Source organism: Streptomyces sp. NPDC006372, assembly GCF_040612515.1.
Lineage (GTDB): Bacteria > Actinomycetota > Actinomycetes > Streptomycetales > Streptomycetaceae > Streptomyces.
This window is the reverse complement of record NZ_JBEXQJ010000019.1, coordinates 73,067-86,583: the sequence shown is the minus strand read 5'-3', so window position 1 is coordinate 86,583 and position 13,517 is coordinate 73,067. Positions and strand designations below refer to the sequence as shown.

The following is a 13,517-nucleotide window of genomic DNA, read 5'->3' as shown; positions in this document are numbered from 1 at the left end:
TGCACACCTACCAGCTCATGGCCGCCACCCGCCTGACCCGCTCGCAGGTCGGCCGGGGTATCCGGCACGTCCGTGACGTCGTCGCCGCGGAGAACCTGACGCCGATCACCTGGACCCGCCGGGACGGGTTCATGTTCTCCGACGACCCCGCGGACTGGATCGAGTACGACAAGCGGCAGTTCCGGCAGATCCTCGGCCGCCTCACTCGGGTGATCACGGGCACGCTCGACCCGCACCTGGCCCGCTACCCCGACGAGGAATGGGCCCAGCTCGCCACCGCCCAGCTCACCGGGGTCCGTGCCACACTCGCCCAGCTCTCCAAATAGCCCCCGTCCACCGCAACGCACGCGACTACGAACGCCTTCCGCAGCACTCCGAAGCCCACCTGAATTGGGCACTCATCACCATGATGACCCGGCGTCTCACCCGCAAGAGCCCCCGAACCGACACTTGGTCGCGAAAGCCACGGTCCCATCAGGGCTGATTCCGTACAAGCGTATAGCGCCAGAACAACCGTCGCCGCAGCCGTGCGCCAGGGAGGACGTCCCTGGCTTCATGGACGATGTCGTCAAAGGTCATGTCCGCTGAGCGAGATGATCACGCTTCCGCTTCCCGGCCTGCCCCGGCCGAAGCGGGGGCGTCAGGCCGAAGGCTCGGTGCGCTCCGGCTGCTGCACGAGCAGGGACTGCTGCGGGAGGTACTGAGGCTGCTCGGCGACCGGCATGGTGGTGTGGGTGCGGCGGTGGAAGGCGAGAAGGCCGACCAGGGCGACTGCGGCGAACCACACCAGCTGGATGGCGAAGTACCGCGTCAGTGGAGCGGCGGAGAACGCGGCGCCGGTGCTGGCCTGCATGGCCCCGTAGGCGGGGAGGTAGTGCACGATGGGGCTGTCGGACGAGGAGCTGTAGAGCGGGTTCTGCAGGGCGAGGTCGATGACGCTGATCATGACGATGGCGAACATGCCCTCGACCTCGCGGCGCAGCAGTGAGCCGAAAGCCACGCCGAGGGCCCCGTAGGTCAGTCCCACGCAGAACAGCGCGGCGGCGAATTGGAGCGGTTGTTCGGGGACCCGGAACATGCAGGTGAAGGCGGTCGCGTAGAGGGCCACTACTCCGGAGGCCAGGGTGAGGGACGTGATCTTGGCCAGGACGAGGTGCGTGCGGGGGTAGCCGGCCATGGCGAGCCGCCGGTCGAAGCGTCCGCTGGAGAAGGACGCCGCGAACATCATGAAGCCGATGATCAGAGTGACGGCGTTGAGGGCTCCGGTGATCTCGGTGAGCTGGTTGCCGCCGGGCGTCAGGGTCTCGCCCGTCGCCCGGAGCTGGAAGCGGACTTTGGTGCTGGGGACCGACAGGAACGCGAGGGCGGTCCACATCGGGATGAAGAGGGCTACGAGCACCATGGCGAACCGGTTGCGCAGGTGCTCGGTCAGCGCGTACCGGGTGGCGGTGGCGAAGAGCGTCCAGTGCCTTGTCGACGAAAGGCGCTTCATGCGTGCCGCTTCGTGGCGTAGTCGTGCAGGAGGCCGTTGTTCAGCCGCCACAGCACGTCGAGGCGCTCGGCGTCGTAGGCGAGGTGGGAGACGACGAGAACGGAACATCCCTCCTCGCGCAGCCGCGTGGCCAGGTCCCAGAATCGTTGATAAGTGTCCCAGTCGAAGCCCTGGTAGGGCTCGTCCAGGAGCAGTACCTGTGGGTCGTGCATGAGGGCCAGGGTCAGGTTCAGCTTCTGTCGGGTTCCACCGCTCAGGACGCTGACCCGTTCGTCTGCGTACTCGCGGAAGTGGAGCACTTCCATGCACTCTTCGGCCCTGCGCAGGTCTGGCAGGGAGTAAGCGGCTTTGAAGAAGAGAAGGTGCTGTTGGACGGTGAGAGCGTCGTTGAGGACGACCGCCTGCGGGCAGTAGCCGAACCTGCCGTTGTGGTGGACTTCGCCGTGGTCCGGGCGGAGTTCACCGGAGAGGATCTTCAGCAGTGTCGTCTTGCCCGCACCGTTCTCACCGACGATGCCGGCCAGCGTTCCCCCGGGCAGGTCGAGGTCGACACCCCGTAGCACCACGCGGTTGCGGTAGGTGTGGCGTACATTGCGGACCTCCATCGAGGGTTGCCTCCCGGTGTGATGAACGCAGCGACGAACTGGCCTCCGTTCAACGACGCGTGACGTGGGGGGACACGCCAACGGTAGTGATTGTTTTCGTGTTTCATCCAATGCAGTGGATATTGGTGTGATCGTCATCGGCTGCGGAGCGATGACCTTAGGTTGTCGGGGGTGATGACTCCCGTCTTTTCGTCCACGACGCAGGTGCCTGCGCAGATGCCGCGCCCAACCGCCGATGTGGCGGCCTTCGGCAACCCGCACCCATCAGCCGGCGTTGAGATCTGGTATCTGTTCGGACACCTGCGCGACGAGGACGGGCTGTCCCACACCTGGACGTGCAGCGTCCTGCGTCATCATGACGTGCAGGACCCCACCGCCGGGCCCGGCTACTGCCTGTGCGTCACGCACCACGGCTCGCAGGGCCTGTCGTACGGCACGTGGATCACGCCCACTGCCCTGAAGGTCATCCGTCAGGCGATGAGCGATGACCAGGTCATGGACCCGCGGGTGCGCACCGCGCTGACCGACGCCCTGGCGCAGGGCCCGCTTCTGCCTGACCGTCTGCTGCTGGAGCCGGTGACGGAGTCGGCCGGAAACCTGGACATCAGGGTGGGCGACGTGGCTGCACTGCGCCGCGAGGATGACGGGGCATTCCGCCTGACCTTCCGCGAGCAGGACCACTTCGAGCTGCTTCTCACTGCGGACAAGCCGGCAGTACCACAATTTGACGCCACGGGACGCCTCCCGGGCGATGTCGACCTCACCTCGTTCATCCTTCCCCGCCTGCATGTCCAGGGCACCCTGCTCACCAAGGACGGCACACGCAAGCGAGTGGAGGGACAAGCGTGGTTCGAACAGGACTGGGGCACGACCTATTACCGGAACCAGCAGACGCGTGGCATGTTGGACCACTCCTGGGAGTGGGCTGGTCTCCAGCTCGATAACGGGTGGGAGGTCAGCATCACCCATGCGTGCGCAGCCGGCTCCGCCACAGCCCCAGTCTTCTCGCGCGCGACTGCCGTCGCGCCGGACGGCACCGTCAGCCACCACGATGTGACCTGGCAGCCGACTCGTCACTGGACTTCATTGGCGACGCTCAACACCTACCCGACGGCGGTAACCGCGAGCGTGCCCGCCCTCGGCTTGGAGCTGGAGATCACCGCTCCCGCCACCGCACGGGAGATCCGCACCCTTACTGTGGGCCGCGCTTTCTGGGAGAGCCACGCCACCGTGCGCGGCACTGTGAACGGCCGGCCCGTAGCCGGGGCAGCAGTCGTGCAGACTCTTCCGGACAACAGCATCGGCGACATCGAGCAGTACATGCGGCGCAGCCACGACATCGCCCGGGTGGAAGCGGCCGCTGTGTATCCGACCGACCCGGCCGACACCGCCGCCGTGGGCCTCCTCGCGGGCACCCACGACGGAACGCAGCTCGACGCCAGCGCTCACGCCCGCCTCCACCAGGCTCTCGTTGCCCCGGTCCTGCACCTGCTGGACAACCCCGGACGCTCCTGGCGGCCATACATCTCAGCGACCGTCTTCTGTCTCTTGGGAATCGATCCTGAGCCCTATCGCCCTCTGACCGCCGGCACCGAACTCCTGCACACCGCGGCCCTGATCGTCGACGACATCCAAGACCGCTCCCCGACCCGACGCGGCCAACCAAGCGTCCACGAGGTCTTCGGCACTGCCGAAACGATCACCTCCGGGACCCTGTGCTACTTCACCTTTGATCCCCTCTTCCAAAGCATCCCCCAAGCCGATGCGCCCACCATGCTGCGCATCTACCAGCTCTACCTGCGCGCCATGCGCGCCGGCCATGCCGGCCAGGCCCTCGACCTAGCCGGCCACCACGATGCCTTCGACGACGCCATCACCACCGGGGATCCCCGCGCTCTGCTGGAACAGATCCTCACCACACACCGCCTCAAGACAGGCATGCTCGTCCGCTGTACCGCCGAGATCACAGCCATCCTCGCAGGCTCCGACGACGAGCAGCTCAAAGCCGTCTCCCAGTACTTCGAGGACGTCGGCGTCGCCTACCAGATCAGCGACGACGTCATGGACCTGTACGGCCAGTGCACCCCGGAGGAATACCGGCGGGGCCTCGCCGTCCGTACCCCCGCCGAAGATTTGATCAACGGCGCCGTCACCTATCCTGTGGCCCACGCCGCTGGCCTCCTCGACCCCCGCGACCGCCAACTCCTGCGCGAAGCCCTTTACCTCCGCACTGACGCCAGCGCCCTCCAGGCATCGGACCTGCTGATGCGCAGCGGCGCCCTGGAGGTATGCCTCGCCGAAGCCCGAGACCTGGTCGACCGGGCCTGGCAGACCCTCGACCCGCTCCTGCCCCACACCTCCCACAAGGCGATGGTGCGCGCCCTGGGCTGGTACGCCGCGCAACGCGTGTCGGAATACGATCCGCAGGCCCCGACCGACGACACCTCATCACCCAGCCCGTCCAATTCGTGTTGACCCGGTAGCGACTCGTGATCGTCGTCACAAAGGCGCCGGGCATGACCGGTCCGAAACGACGTTGCTCCGGCTGCCAGGGCGGCCCACCGTGCGCTCAGGGTGGGCGGCAGGGACGGAGCGCATCGGGGCGCGAACAGGCGAATGAGCCTAAGCGGTGCCTTCAGCGCCCGGGCTGTCACCGGATTTACGGACCGAGGCTCGGGTCAGAGCGCTGATCTCGATCCGTCTACCGGGGAGACCGTGTAGTCACCTGCATGCGCAGTCCGTTGGGGGACAGCGCGATCGCCATGGAAGGGCGGATGCGGCAGCCGGGAACCGGGGTCAGACGCCAGCGGGCGGTGATGGTGGCCAGGGCGATGGTGGCGTGAGTCATGGCGAAGCCTTCGGCGATGCATTTGCGGGCGCCTCCTCCAAAGGGGAGGAAAGCGTGGCGGGGCGGCTGTGGACGCCGTTCGTGGTCCCAGCGGTCGGGATCGAAGCGGTCGGGCTGCTCGTACAGGTCGCGCTGGCGGTGAATGACGTAAGGGCTGTAGATGATGGTCATTCCGGCGGGAACGTGATGGCTGCCCAGCCGGGTGTCGGCGGTGGCGGTGCGGGGAACCAGCCAGGCCGGCGGGTACAGGCGTAGCGCTTCCTTGATGACCTGAGCGGTCAGCGGCAGGCGGGGCAGGTGTTCTACACCTGCCCCGGCGCCTGCAAGGACTCCATCCACCTCGGCGTGGACTCGGTCTTCGACCTCTCGGTGCTGCGCCAACAACAGGAGTGCCCAAGCCAGTGTGGTGGCAGTTGTGTCCGTCCCGCCCAAGTAGAAGGCGGTGAGCTGGTCGATGATCTCTCGGTGGGTGAAGCGCTGGTCTTCGGATTCTGTCCCTGTCGAGGGCCGGGCGGCCAAAAGGGCGGAGAGTAGATCTCCGGGGCTGGCCACGTCGTCGCAACGTTCGCTGAGGATGCCGCCGGTGACCTCCCGCAGGCGGATGCCTGCCTGGCGGAAGCGGCGATTGCCGACCAGCGACAGCCGAGCCACCGCGGGAGGCAGGACGGTCAAAGGGCCACTGAGCTTGGCCAGGGTGAGAATGTCCTCGGTCGTCTGACGCAGCATGCCGGGTGACGGGGCATCTGAGAACATCGCGCGTACCAGAGCGCGCGTGATCAGTAGCGTCATCTCGCTCGGGACGTCGAACTCCTGCCCGTCGCGCCAGGCACCGGCGGCGGCCGCGGTCTCGCTGGTCATCATCGTGGCGTAGCCGGGCAGACGGCTCGGGTGGAAGACCGGCTGAACCAGCCGACGAGTCCGGCGGTGCGCGCTGTGGGGACAGATGAGGAGGCCGTCACCCATCACCTCACGGCCTTTGCCGTACCACTCGGTCTTGTCGAAGGTGCGGTCGCTGACGAGTACCTGGCGCGTCAGTTCTGGTTCACGGACCAGGAGCGCCGGTTTTCTGCCCAGAAGCAACCGGACCACGTTGTGGTCGGGCAGGGATTCCAGAAAGCCCAGCGGGTCGCGGAGCAGAGCCGGCCCATGGCCGAGCAGCGGCAGAGCACCGGGGGCCTTGGGGATGCTCCTCGTCATGTCCACGAACCCTCCAACGGCGCACTGCCGAGAGTCCGTTCCGAGCGCCGCGGGCTCGGGTAGTGCACGTGCTCCTGAACTGTCGAAGCCGGGTGCAGCACGGTGTTCTGTGGGCAGTATCCCATCTGCCCGCGGTATCGAACCGTTCCCCCGTCAGCTGCTGTCTGTCCCGCCAAGAAGCGCAGCACCGGCCGTCGGCCAACAGCCAAATGCACGTCGTGCAGACGCAGAAGAACACGCGTAGGTAGTGGAGTTGAGAAGGTCATCGTCATCCTAACGATGAGGTGGCGTAATGGTAGCGGGCACGCACCCACGCTGATCAGGCCCTCCAACCAACGAGGCGATCGAACCGCGCATCTCGCCCTCGCCCATCCCGCCCTCGCCCTGCCCCACTGGAACGACACCCAAGCCGCAGAACAGCCCGGCGGTCCGGCAGAACGTCCACGCGCTGCGCGACGCGGGCATCGCCGCTCACGGTGAACTAGCCGGATCCGGCGCCGACGGCGGCGACGTGCCCCGCGAGTTCCGGGGCGATGATCGCCCACCGGTCCCGCAGGGAGGCGCGGGCGGTCGGGAGCTCCCAGGCCCGCTCGGTGACCAGCGCGCCGATCGCGGCACCGAGCCCCATCGGCTCACGCCCGCCGTGTCGCACCGTACGGACCGGCTGCGGCTGCTTCTTCGCTTCTTGGCTGCTGCCGTTCTTCCCGGCTGCCTCCACTGAGGCCCGCAGCTCGACCCGCGCCAGGTCGACGCCGGACGTCTCTCCGCCGCTCATGCCTGCTCCGTAAGTTGTTAGGCGGCCCGGGAGGGCCGGATGTGGCTTATGCCTGCTTGCCTTCAGTGGCTTCCTTGGAGTGGCCGTCCGGCTCTCCGGGGCGCCCTGGCTGCTGATTGAGATGTGCGCGCTACGTGCGGTCGCTGTTTACGGAGATGACAGCGGGGTGTTCCTCGGGCCGACGGCAGTCTGTGCGTAACGAGGAGGGGCGAGTGAGCGAGCGTCGGGCCCGGGTGTGGGTCGGCATCGATGCAGGCAAGGGCCATCACTGGGCAGCGGTCGTCGATGAGGCGGGGACCACGCTGTGGTCCAAGAAGATCGACAACGATGAGTCGGCGATCCTGGCCGCGCTCGGTGAGATCCTCGACCTGGCGAACGACGTCCACTGGGCCGTGGACATCACCGGGACATCCTCCGCGCTGCTGCTGGCGCTGCTCACGGCGCACGGCCAGCAGGCCGTCTATGTGCCCGGCCGCACGGTCAACCGGATGTCGGGCGCTTACCGGGGTGAAGCGAAGACCGACGCCCGCGACGCCTATGTCATCGCCGAAAGCGCCCGCCACCGCCGGGACTTCGCCACTATCGAAGTGCCCGCCCAGCTCGCTGCCGACCTTGCGCTGCTGACCGCGCACCGCTCCGACCTGGTCGCCGACCGTGTGCGAATGGTCAACCGGCTGCGGGACGTGCTGACTGGCGTCTTCCCCGCACTGGAGCGTGCCTTCGACTACTCCGCCCATAAGGGTGCGCTGGTGCTTCTGACCGGCTACCAGACTCCGGCCGTGATACGCCGTCGTGGCCGGGCGCGGCTGATGACTTGGCTCGCCAACCGTGGCGTGCGCAATGCCGACGCAGTCGCGGCCACCGCCCTGGAGGCTGCCCGGGCCCAGCAGACCGCGCTGCCCGGCGAGGAGGTCGCTGCACAGATCGTCGCCGACCTGGCGGTACAGCTCCTGGACCTGGACGACCGGCTCAAGCGCATCGACCGGCAGATCAGCGAGACGTTCCGGGCCCACCCGCAGGCAGAGATCATCGAGTCCCTGCCCGGCATGGGCCCGATACTCGGCGCCGAGTTCGTCGTCGCGGCCGGCGATCTCACGGCCTACGCGGATGCTGGCCATCTTGCCTCCGCGGCCGGGCTCGTCCCAGTTCCACGTGACTCCGGCCGCCGAACTGGCAATCTGCACCGACCCAAGCGCTACAGTCGCCGCCTGCGCCGGGTCTTCTACATGTCCGCTCAGACCAGCATGATGCGCGAGGGACCTAACCGGGACTTCTACCTCAAGAAGCGCGGCGAGGGCTGCAAACACGTCCAGGCTGTCATCGCCTTGGCCCGCCGACGAGCGAACGTGTTGTGGGCGCTCCTGCGAGATAACCGGGTCTTCACCTCCGCCCCGCCGGTCCCGCAAGCGGCTTGACTCCGTCATTGAGACTCCCAGGTGGTGTGTCCGAGGACCAGGTGGTGGGTGCGGGACAGGCGCTGTGCCTGGTCGACCAGGTAGTGAGGCTCCGCCTCGGAGGCTCCGGGCATCGCGGCGTCGACGGCGGCCGCGACCGCGTGACGCCGGGCACGGCGGTCGACCTGCCCGTCCTCGCAACGCGAGCAGTCCCGCCCGGAGTCGATGAAGGCGGCCGGGATGTCCATCGTGACATCGGGCACCGGCCCTCCGCATCGACGATGCGTTGCAATGGGTCAGCTCACACGGGGAGTTGACCGAGTTGCGCCCATGAGGGCAGATCCGCTGCCCATCTGGATCTCGGACCGCCGTCCTTCAACGCGCTAGGAAGAAAAAACACCTACTAAGCCGTGACGCCGTTGCTCAGCCGTGCACGTCCTGGCAGCGTTCGTCGTAGGAACCGGATGTGCAGAAGACGCCCGGCACAGAGTCGCCGAACGCCTATCTGGAGGTGCAGACGGCCGCCCGGCAGACCCGGACCGTGGACCTCGCCGCGCTGCCGGAGGAAGAAGCCCGGGCCGTGCTCGCGGAGTTGACGTCCCGCCGGGACGAGCAGAACCGGGCCGCCGACCCGCCGGGCCGGCGCGCGTACCGGCGGGCCCAGGCCAACATCGGCTCCGGCGGGCAGACGTACGCCGTGGACCGTGGCGGTCAGCAGTAGCCGGGTCCCGCGAACTCGCACCACACAATCTTGCCCGGGCGCCTCTCCCCCACGCCCCACTTGTCCGCCAGCTCCGACACCAGCAACAGCCCCCGGCCGCCTTCACCGGGCTCCTGGACGTCCTGACGCGGCTGGACCGGCACGCCCTCGCCGCTGTCGTGCACCTCGACGCGTACGCCGCCGCCCTCGCCGTAGGGCACGAGCCTGAGCAAGAATCCCCGGCCGGGCGGCACGCCGTGCACCAGGGCGTTCGTCGCCAGTTCGCTGACACACAGCAGTACGTCGTCCGCCCGTCCGTACCCGCCCCAGTCCCGTAGCGTCTCTTGTGCGAACGCCCGTGCGGCCGGTACGGACTGGCGCTCCCGGCGGTAGAACCGCTGGCGTGGAGTTTCGTCATTCACGGGACGACGGTGACACTCCGTGGTCATGATGAAACAGAGCGCGCACCCGTACAGCTGCTCTGTACGTGGGAGCGACAGGGAAAGTACGCATGCGGGTGGGGAGTTCGCCGCCATGAGCACCACGACACGGTCACGACGGTCACGCAGGAACGCCTCGGCGATGAAGATGGTGGGCGCGCTGCTCGCTCTCTTCCGCGAGGCCGCCGGGCACACGCAGAGGTCCCTCGGGGAGATCTTCGTCGTCGGCGAGCAGCAGATCGCGTCGATCGAGCAGGGCAGACGGCCACTGAAGCCGGATCTCGCCGAGCAGCTGGATCAACTTCTGGACACCAAGGGGGCGTTGGCGGCGGCGCTTGCGGAGATGCCTGAGGTGGATCTTGTGCCGCTTTGGGCGGAGGAGTACTTGGACAGGGAGCGGGAGGCCATTGCGATTTCCTGGTACGAAAGCCTGCTGGTTCCGGGTCTGCTTCAGACCGAGGCCTACGCTCGTGCCGTCTTCCGCAGCCGAGTTCCGGTCTACGACGAGGACGAGATCGAGCAGTTCGTCGCGGCCCGCATCGAACGGCGGCAGCTCTTGCATCGCAAGGTGCCGCCCACCGTGAGCTTCGTGATCTGGGAGGCCGCTCTGCGCGACCGCCTGGGCGGAACGGAGGTGTACCTCGAACAGTTGCGACATCTGCGTGAGTACGGGGGCCTGCCCGGGATCGCTCTCCAGGTCCTGCCGCTGGGTCGCACCTCCCATGCCGGGCTGGAAGGCCCGTTCATCCTGCTGGAAACCCCCGATCACCAGCGGCTCGCCTACAGCGAGACTCAGCGTGGCAGCACGCTCGTGGCAGCCCCGGACGAGGTGGGGATCCTTACCCAGAAGTATGCGATGCTGCGAACGCAGGCCCTCAACACCGAAGACACGAGGGACCTGTTGGACCGTCTTCTGGGAGAAGCATGAGCGGCACCGCACTTGAGTGGTTCAAGTCGAGCTACAGCAGCGGCGAAGGCGGCGCCTGCCTCGAAGTCGCCACCCACCCCACCGCCATCCACATCCGCGACAGCAAGACCCCCACCACCCCTCACCTCACCATCACCCCCGCCGCCTGGACCGCCTTCCTCTCCTCAGTGCCGTCGGAGCCGTCGCAGGGCTGACCGCGTCGCCGGTGTGAGTTTCACAGGCTGCGGGACCGGGTCCGTCGCCCAGAGGGCGAGTTCACGGTCGCGTGGCCCGTACGCCGTGTAGGCCACGCCGTGCTCCGCGTCCGGGGCGCGGTCTCCGAAGATCCGTACCGGGTGGGACGCGTCCCAGCGTTCCCAGCCCGGGTCGCCGTCCGTGGCGAAGCGGACCCACGCCGCGTGCATCGCGTCGGCCAGCTCCTGCGGCGCCCCCTCCCCGGCGAGTTTCCGGGACTCGGGCGCCTCCCCGGTGTCGAAGACGAAGCCGAGCTCCAGGGCGTGGCAGGCGCCGAGGCCGGGGAGGTTCGAGGGCCAGGCGAACTCGTAGACGTACGAGGGTTCCGTGCGGGCGTCGGCCAGGTGGTGCAGGGGGATGCGGAGGAGGTGGTCGGTGACGAGCTGGCCGACGGTCTCCGCCGTGCTCGCCCCGGGGTGCAGGGCGCGGTAGCCGCGCGGGACCTCGCTGCCGCAGTGGCAGCGCGCCATGGCACCGGCCAGGGCGACGGCTCCCAGGCGGTCGACCCGGTCGAGCAGGCCGCCGGGGACCAGCCAGAGCCGGTATTCGTCGCGGGTCCAGCCCATCAGCAGCTGCACGCCCGGCGCGGCGCCGTCGGTGAGGGCCTCCAGGGGGTCGCGTGGGACGACGTCGCCGTCGATGACGAGGCCGAAGGCGGGGCCTCCGACGACGGGGCTGCTGAGCCGGCTCACCTCGGCCTGGGTGCGCAGCAGCAGGTCGCGGTCGACGGCGGCGAAGGCCTCGGCGGTGGCGGGGATCTTCAGCCGGGAGGCCATCCGGCGCACCATCCGCCGTACCTTGGCCCGCTCGGAGACCTCGGGCGGGCCGCTTTGCAGGACCGCCCGCCTGACCAGGCCCTGGGTCTGCGGGGCGGCGACGAGGGCGCCGATGCTGATGGCTCCGGCGGACTGGCCGAAGAGGGTAATGCGGCCGGGGTCGCCACCGAAGGCCTCGATGGCCTCGTACACCCAGGTCAGGGCGGCGATCTGGTCGCGCAGGCCGGGGTTCGGGGGCGTGTCCGGGAACAGTCCGTACCCTTCGACGCCCAGTCGGTAGTTGATCGAGACGCAGACGACGCCGTCGCGGGCGAAGGCGTGCCCGTCGTAGACGGGGACGGCGGAAGAGCCCCTGGTCAGGGCGCCGCCGTGCAGCCAGACCAGGACGGGGAGGCGGGCTGCGGGGTCGGGTTGCGGGGTCCAGACGTTCAGGTTGAGGCAGTCGTCGCCCGGCACGACCGGGTCCGAGAGGTAGTGCGCGAAGGCGTCGGAGTAGGGGGGCTTCGGCGGGGTGGGGCCGAAGGCGTCGGCCTCACGGACGCCGTCCCAGGGCTCCAGGGGTACGGGCGGCCGGAAGCGGCGGGGACCGAAGGGGGGCGCCGCGTAGGGGATGCCGCGGAAGACGGCGACACCGTGCTCGTGGCGGCCCCGCAGGGCGCCGTAGCGCGTCCTCACCACGGGATCTGCCTGGACTGCCGTCATGACGTCCACCAGCCTCCTCACCGCGCTCGTGCACCGTGAAGATCAGAGCAACTCATTGTGGCCCGATATTCCGGCGCGCGAGCGGGTGAGAGGGCTGTTCGGCGTACCCGGTCACTCGGTGTACCCGGTCACTCGGCGTGCACTGTTACTTGGCGTACACGGTTACTTCGCGTACATCAGCGTGCCGAAGCCGAGCTGATCGAAGCCGCCGCTGGTGGTGCCGTAGTCTCCTCCTCCGCCCTCGGGGGCGACCGAGAAGCACATCTGGGCGATGTACTTGTCGTCGAGGAGCAGGCGCCGCCCGTAGTGGTAGTGGAGCATCGCCCAGACCGGGCGGACCTGGCCCCGGGAGGCCGAGCCGAGCACGGTCTGCGACTGCTGGGAGCAGTTCTGGCCGCTGCCCCAGGTGTAGGTGGTGAACGGCACGTCCATGTTCAGGTTGTACTTGGCGACGTACTGGGCGGCCTTCATGAAGCGGCGGCCGTCGTAGGAGTAGAGGTCGTCGCCCTGGTTCCAGGCCATCTCGCAGATCGCGCCCATCTGGCCCATGCCCATGACGGTGTGGCCCTGGTCCCGCCCGGACTCCTGCCACTGGCCGAGGTCGTAGCCCTCGACGTTGCCGTACAGGAACGGGACGGCGTGCTGGATGGAACCGTTTCCGGCGCCGGTCTTGAAGTAGGTGACGGCCTGGTCGTACTTGGCGCCGTTGTCGGTGAGGATGCCGATGGCCATGATCGAGGCCATGTTGCACAGGTCCCAGTTGGCCCAGTAGTTGGTGATGCAGGCGTCGTTGTGGCCGGTCAGGAACTGGTTGTTGAGCGGGTAGAAGACCCTGACCATCATGTCCTGGGCGGCGGCGAGGTCGAACGCCGGGTAGTCCCGCATCAGTTCGCAGGCGTTGGCGAACTGCCAGCCGTAGATGCCGGCGGCGAGGAACCGGTCGGCGTTGCCGGTGATGGTGGTCAGGGTGCGTGACCAGGCGTTGAGGATGGTGGCGGCGCACTGGGCGTTGGCCTCGGTGCCGCCGACCTTCCAGCGCAGCGCGTTCTGGTAGGCGGCCGCGATGTCGTTGTAGAGCTGCGGGTAGTTCTCTCCGGTGCCGCCGCGGATGATCGTCGCGGTGGCCCGGTTGGTCCAGGTGGACTGGGAGTGGGAGTTGGCGGTCAGCTTGTTCCAGCCGGACAGCCAGGGGTCGGTGCCCGCGGCGACCCTGACCTTGGCGCGGTTGATGTCGCCGGCGTTGTGGAGCATGCCGGGGTGGGTGAAGGTGGCGGGGGCGGCGTCGGCCGTGGTGGCGGTGGCTCCGGCGCCGAGGGCGAGGGCCGCGGTGAGGCCGCCGGCGGTCTTGAGCAGACCGCGGCGGCTCACCTGGCCGCCCTCGTGGTGCGGGTGGGGGGAAGTGCGGCTCATGTGGGGGTTTCTCCCA

Annotated in this window: 14 protein-coding genes and 2 pseudogenes; 7 read left to right on the top strand and 9 right to left on the bottom strand. The window is 68.4% G+C overall.

What is annotated here, in order from left to right; all coding sequences use genetic code 11:
• The first annotated feature begins 17 nt into the window (after positions 1-17).
• Positions 18-326, top strand: a complete 309-nt coding sequence (locus ABZ016_RS25720; protein WP_356919042.1) for a hypothetical protein — start codon at positions 18-20, stop codon at positions 324-326.
• Between the two features lie 11 nt (positions 327-337).
• Positions 338-488 (top strand): annotated as a pseudogene (locus ABZ016_RS25715) (IS5/IS1182 family transposase); the annotation flags it as partial.
• Here the strand turns inward: ABZ016_RS25715 and ABZ016_RS25710 are convergent.
• From ABZ016_RS25710 to ABZ016_RS25700, 3 genes and pseudogenes are all read right to left on the bottom strand, one after another.
• Positions 481-594, bottom strand: a pseudogene (locus tag ABZ016_RS25710) (SAM-dependent methyltransferase); the annotation flags it as partial. The pseudogenes ABZ016_RS25715 and ABZ016_RS25710 overlap by 8 nt on opposite strands.
• A gap of 46 nt (positions 595-640) precedes the next feature.
• Positions 641-1,492, bottom strand: coding sequence for an ABC transporter permease (locus ABZ016_RS25705; RefSeq protein WP_356919041.1), 852 nt, complete (start codon positions 1,490-1,492; stop codon positions 641-643).
• Positions 1,489-2,097, bottom strand: coding sequence for an ABC transporter ATP-binding protein (locus ABZ016_RS25700; protein ID WP_356919040.1), 609 nt, complete (start codon positions 2,095-2,097; stop codon positions 1,489-1,491). Before ABZ016_RS25700 ends, ABZ016_RS25705 begins: the two co-directional genes overlap by 4 nt.
• 174 nt (positions 2,098-2,271) lie before the next feature.
• Here ABZ016_RS25700 and ABZ016_RS25695 point away from each other — a divergent pair, with 174 nt between their 5' ends.
• Positions 2,272-4,572: a polyprenyl synthetase family protein gene (locus ABZ016_RS25695; protein ID WP_356919103.1), complete on the top strand. Its 2,301-nt coding sequence runs from the start codon at positions 2,272-2,274 to the stop codon at positions 4,570-4,572.
• 226 nt (positions 4,573-4,798) lie between these two features.
• On the opposite strand, the gene ABZ016_RS25690 is transcribed toward ABZ016_RS25695, so the two are convergent.
• A complete protein-coding gene (locus tag ABZ016_RS25690; RefSeq protein WP_356919039.1) occupies positions 4,799-6,142 on the bottom strand; it encodes a cytochrome P450 in 1,344 nt (447 codons plus the stop codon).
• Between the two features lie 481 nt (positions 6,143-6,623).
• Complete coding sequence (locus tag ABZ016_RS25685; protein WP_356919038.1) at positions 6,624-6,917, bottom strand: hypothetical protein; 294 nt, start codon at positions 6,915-6,917, stop codon at positions 6,624-6,626.
• Between the two features lie 212 nt (positions 6,918-7,129).
• Between ABZ016_RS25685 and ABZ016_RS25680 the strand changes: the two genes are divergently transcribed.
• Positions 7,130-8,332 (top strand): IS110 family transposase, encoded by a 1,203-nt coding sequence (locus ABZ016_RS25680; protein ID WP_356919037.1) that lies wholly within the window; start codon positions 7,130-7,132, stop codon positions 8,330-8,332.
• Between the two features lie 5 nt (positions 8,333-8,337).
• Here the strand turns inward: ABZ016_RS25680 and ABZ016_RS25675 are convergent, their stop codons facing one another.
• Complete coding sequence (locus ABZ016_RS25675; RefSeq protein ID WP_356919036.1) at positions 8,338-8,574, bottom strand: hypothetical protein; 237 nt, start codon at positions 8,572-8,574, stop codon at positions 8,338-8,340.
• A 203-nt stretch (positions 8,575-8,777) separates the two neighbouring features.
• Between ABZ016_RS25675 and ABZ016_RS25670 the strand changes: the two genes are divergently transcribed.
• The gene (locus ABZ016_RS25670; RefSeq protein ID WP_356919035.1) at positions 8,778-9,032 is read left to right on the top strand and encodes a hypothetical protein; all 255 of its coding nucleotides are present in this window, start codon (positions 8,778-8,780) and stop codon (positions 9,030-9,032) included.
• Here ABZ016_RS25670 and ABZ016_RS25665 read toward each other — a convergent pair.
• The gene (locus ABZ016_RS25665) at positions 9,023-9,460 is read right to left on the bottom strand and encodes an ATP-binding protein (RefSeq protein WP_356919034.1); all 438 of its coding nucleotides are present in this window, start codon (positions 9,458-9,460) and stop codon (positions 9,023-9,025) included. The two genes, ABZ016_RS25670 and ABZ016_RS25665, sit on opposite strands and share 10 nt — an antisense overlap.
• 85 nt (positions 9,461-9,545) lie before the next feature.
• Between ABZ016_RS25665 and ABZ016_RS25660 the strand changes: the two genes are divergently transcribed.
• Both ABZ016_RS25660 and ABZ016_RS25655 read left to right on the top strand, forming a co-directional pair.
• A complete protein-coding gene (locus tag ABZ016_RS25660; protein WP_356919033.1) occupies positions 9,546-10,379 on the top strand; it encodes a helix-turn-helix transcriptional regulator in 834 nt (277 codons plus the stop codon).
• On the top strand, positions 10,376-10,573 hold the full coding sequence (locus ABZ016_RS25655) for a DUF397 domain-containing protein (protein WP_356919032.1): 198 nt from the start codon (positions 10,376-10,378) through the stop codon (positions 10,571-10,573). The genes ABZ016_RS25660 and ABZ016_RS25655 overlap by 4 nt, the downstream gene beginning before the upstream one ends.
• Here ABZ016_RS25655 and ABZ016_RS25650 read toward each other — a convergent pair.
• Together ABZ016_RS25650 and ABZ016_RS25645 are read right to left on the bottom strand one after the other, a co-directional pair.
• Positions 10,544-12,091 carry a carboxylesterase family protein gene (locus ABZ016_RS25650; protein ID WP_356919031.1) on the bottom strand — a complete coding sequence of 516 codons (1,548 nt, stop codon included), beginning with the start codon at positions 12,089-12,091 and terminating at the stop codon, positions 10,544-10,546. The genes ABZ016_RS25655 and ABZ016_RS25650 overlap by 30 nt on opposite strands.
• 162 nt (positions 12,092-12,253) lie before the next feature.
• Positions 12,254-13,501, bottom strand: a complete 1,248-nt coding sequence (locus ABZ016_RS25645) for an alginate lyase family protein (protein ID WP_356919030.1) — start codon at positions 13,499-13,501, stop codon at positions 12,254-12,256.
• Between the last annotated feature and the right edge of the window lie 16 nt (positions 13,502-13,517).

Coding starts and splice junctions, on each gene's coding strand:
- ABZ016_RS25720 (WP_356919042.1), top strand. CDS start 18: ATGGCCGCCACCCGCCTGACCCGCTCGCAGGTCGGCCGGGGTATCCGG.
- ABZ016_RS25705 (WP_356919041.1), bottom strand. CDS start 1,492: ATGAAGCGCCTTTCGTCGACAAGGCACTGGACGCTCTTCGCCACCGCC.
- ABZ016_RS25700 (WP_356919040.1), bottom strand. CDS start 2,097: ATGGAGGTCCGCAATGTACGCCACACCTACCGCAACCGCGTGGTGCTA.
- ABZ016_RS25695 (WP_356919103.1), top strand. CDS start 2,272: ATGACTCCCGTCTTTTCGTCCACGACGCAGGTGCCTGCGCAGATGCCG.
- ABZ016_RS25690 (WP_356919039.1), bottom strand. CDS start 6,142: ATGACGAGGAGCATCCCCAAGGCCCCCGGTGCTCTGCCGCTGCTCGGC.
- ABZ016_RS25685 (WP_356919038.1), bottom strand. CDS start 6,917: ATGAGCGGCGGAGAGACGTCCGGCGTCGACCTGGCGCGGGTCGAGCTG.
- ABZ016_RS25665 (WP_356919034.1), bottom strand. CDS start 9,460: ATGACCACGGAGTGTCACCGTCGTCCCGTGAATGACGAAACTCCACGC.
- ABZ016_RS25660 (WP_356919033.1), top strand. CDS start 9,546: ATGAGCACCACGACACGGTCACGACGGTCACGCAGGAACGCCTCGGCG.
- ABZ016_RS25655 (WP_356919032.1), top strand. CDS start 10,376: ATGAGCGGCACCGCACTTGAGTGGTTCAAGTCGAGCTACAGCAGCGGC.
- ABZ016_RS25650 (WP_356919031.1), bottom strand. CDS start 12,091: ATGACGGCAGTCCAGGCAGATCCCGTGGTGAGGACGCGCTACGGCGCC.
- ABZ016_RS25645 (WP_356919030.1), bottom strand. CDS start 13,501: ATGAGCCGCACTTCCCCCCACCCGCACCACGAGGGCGGCCAGGTGAGC.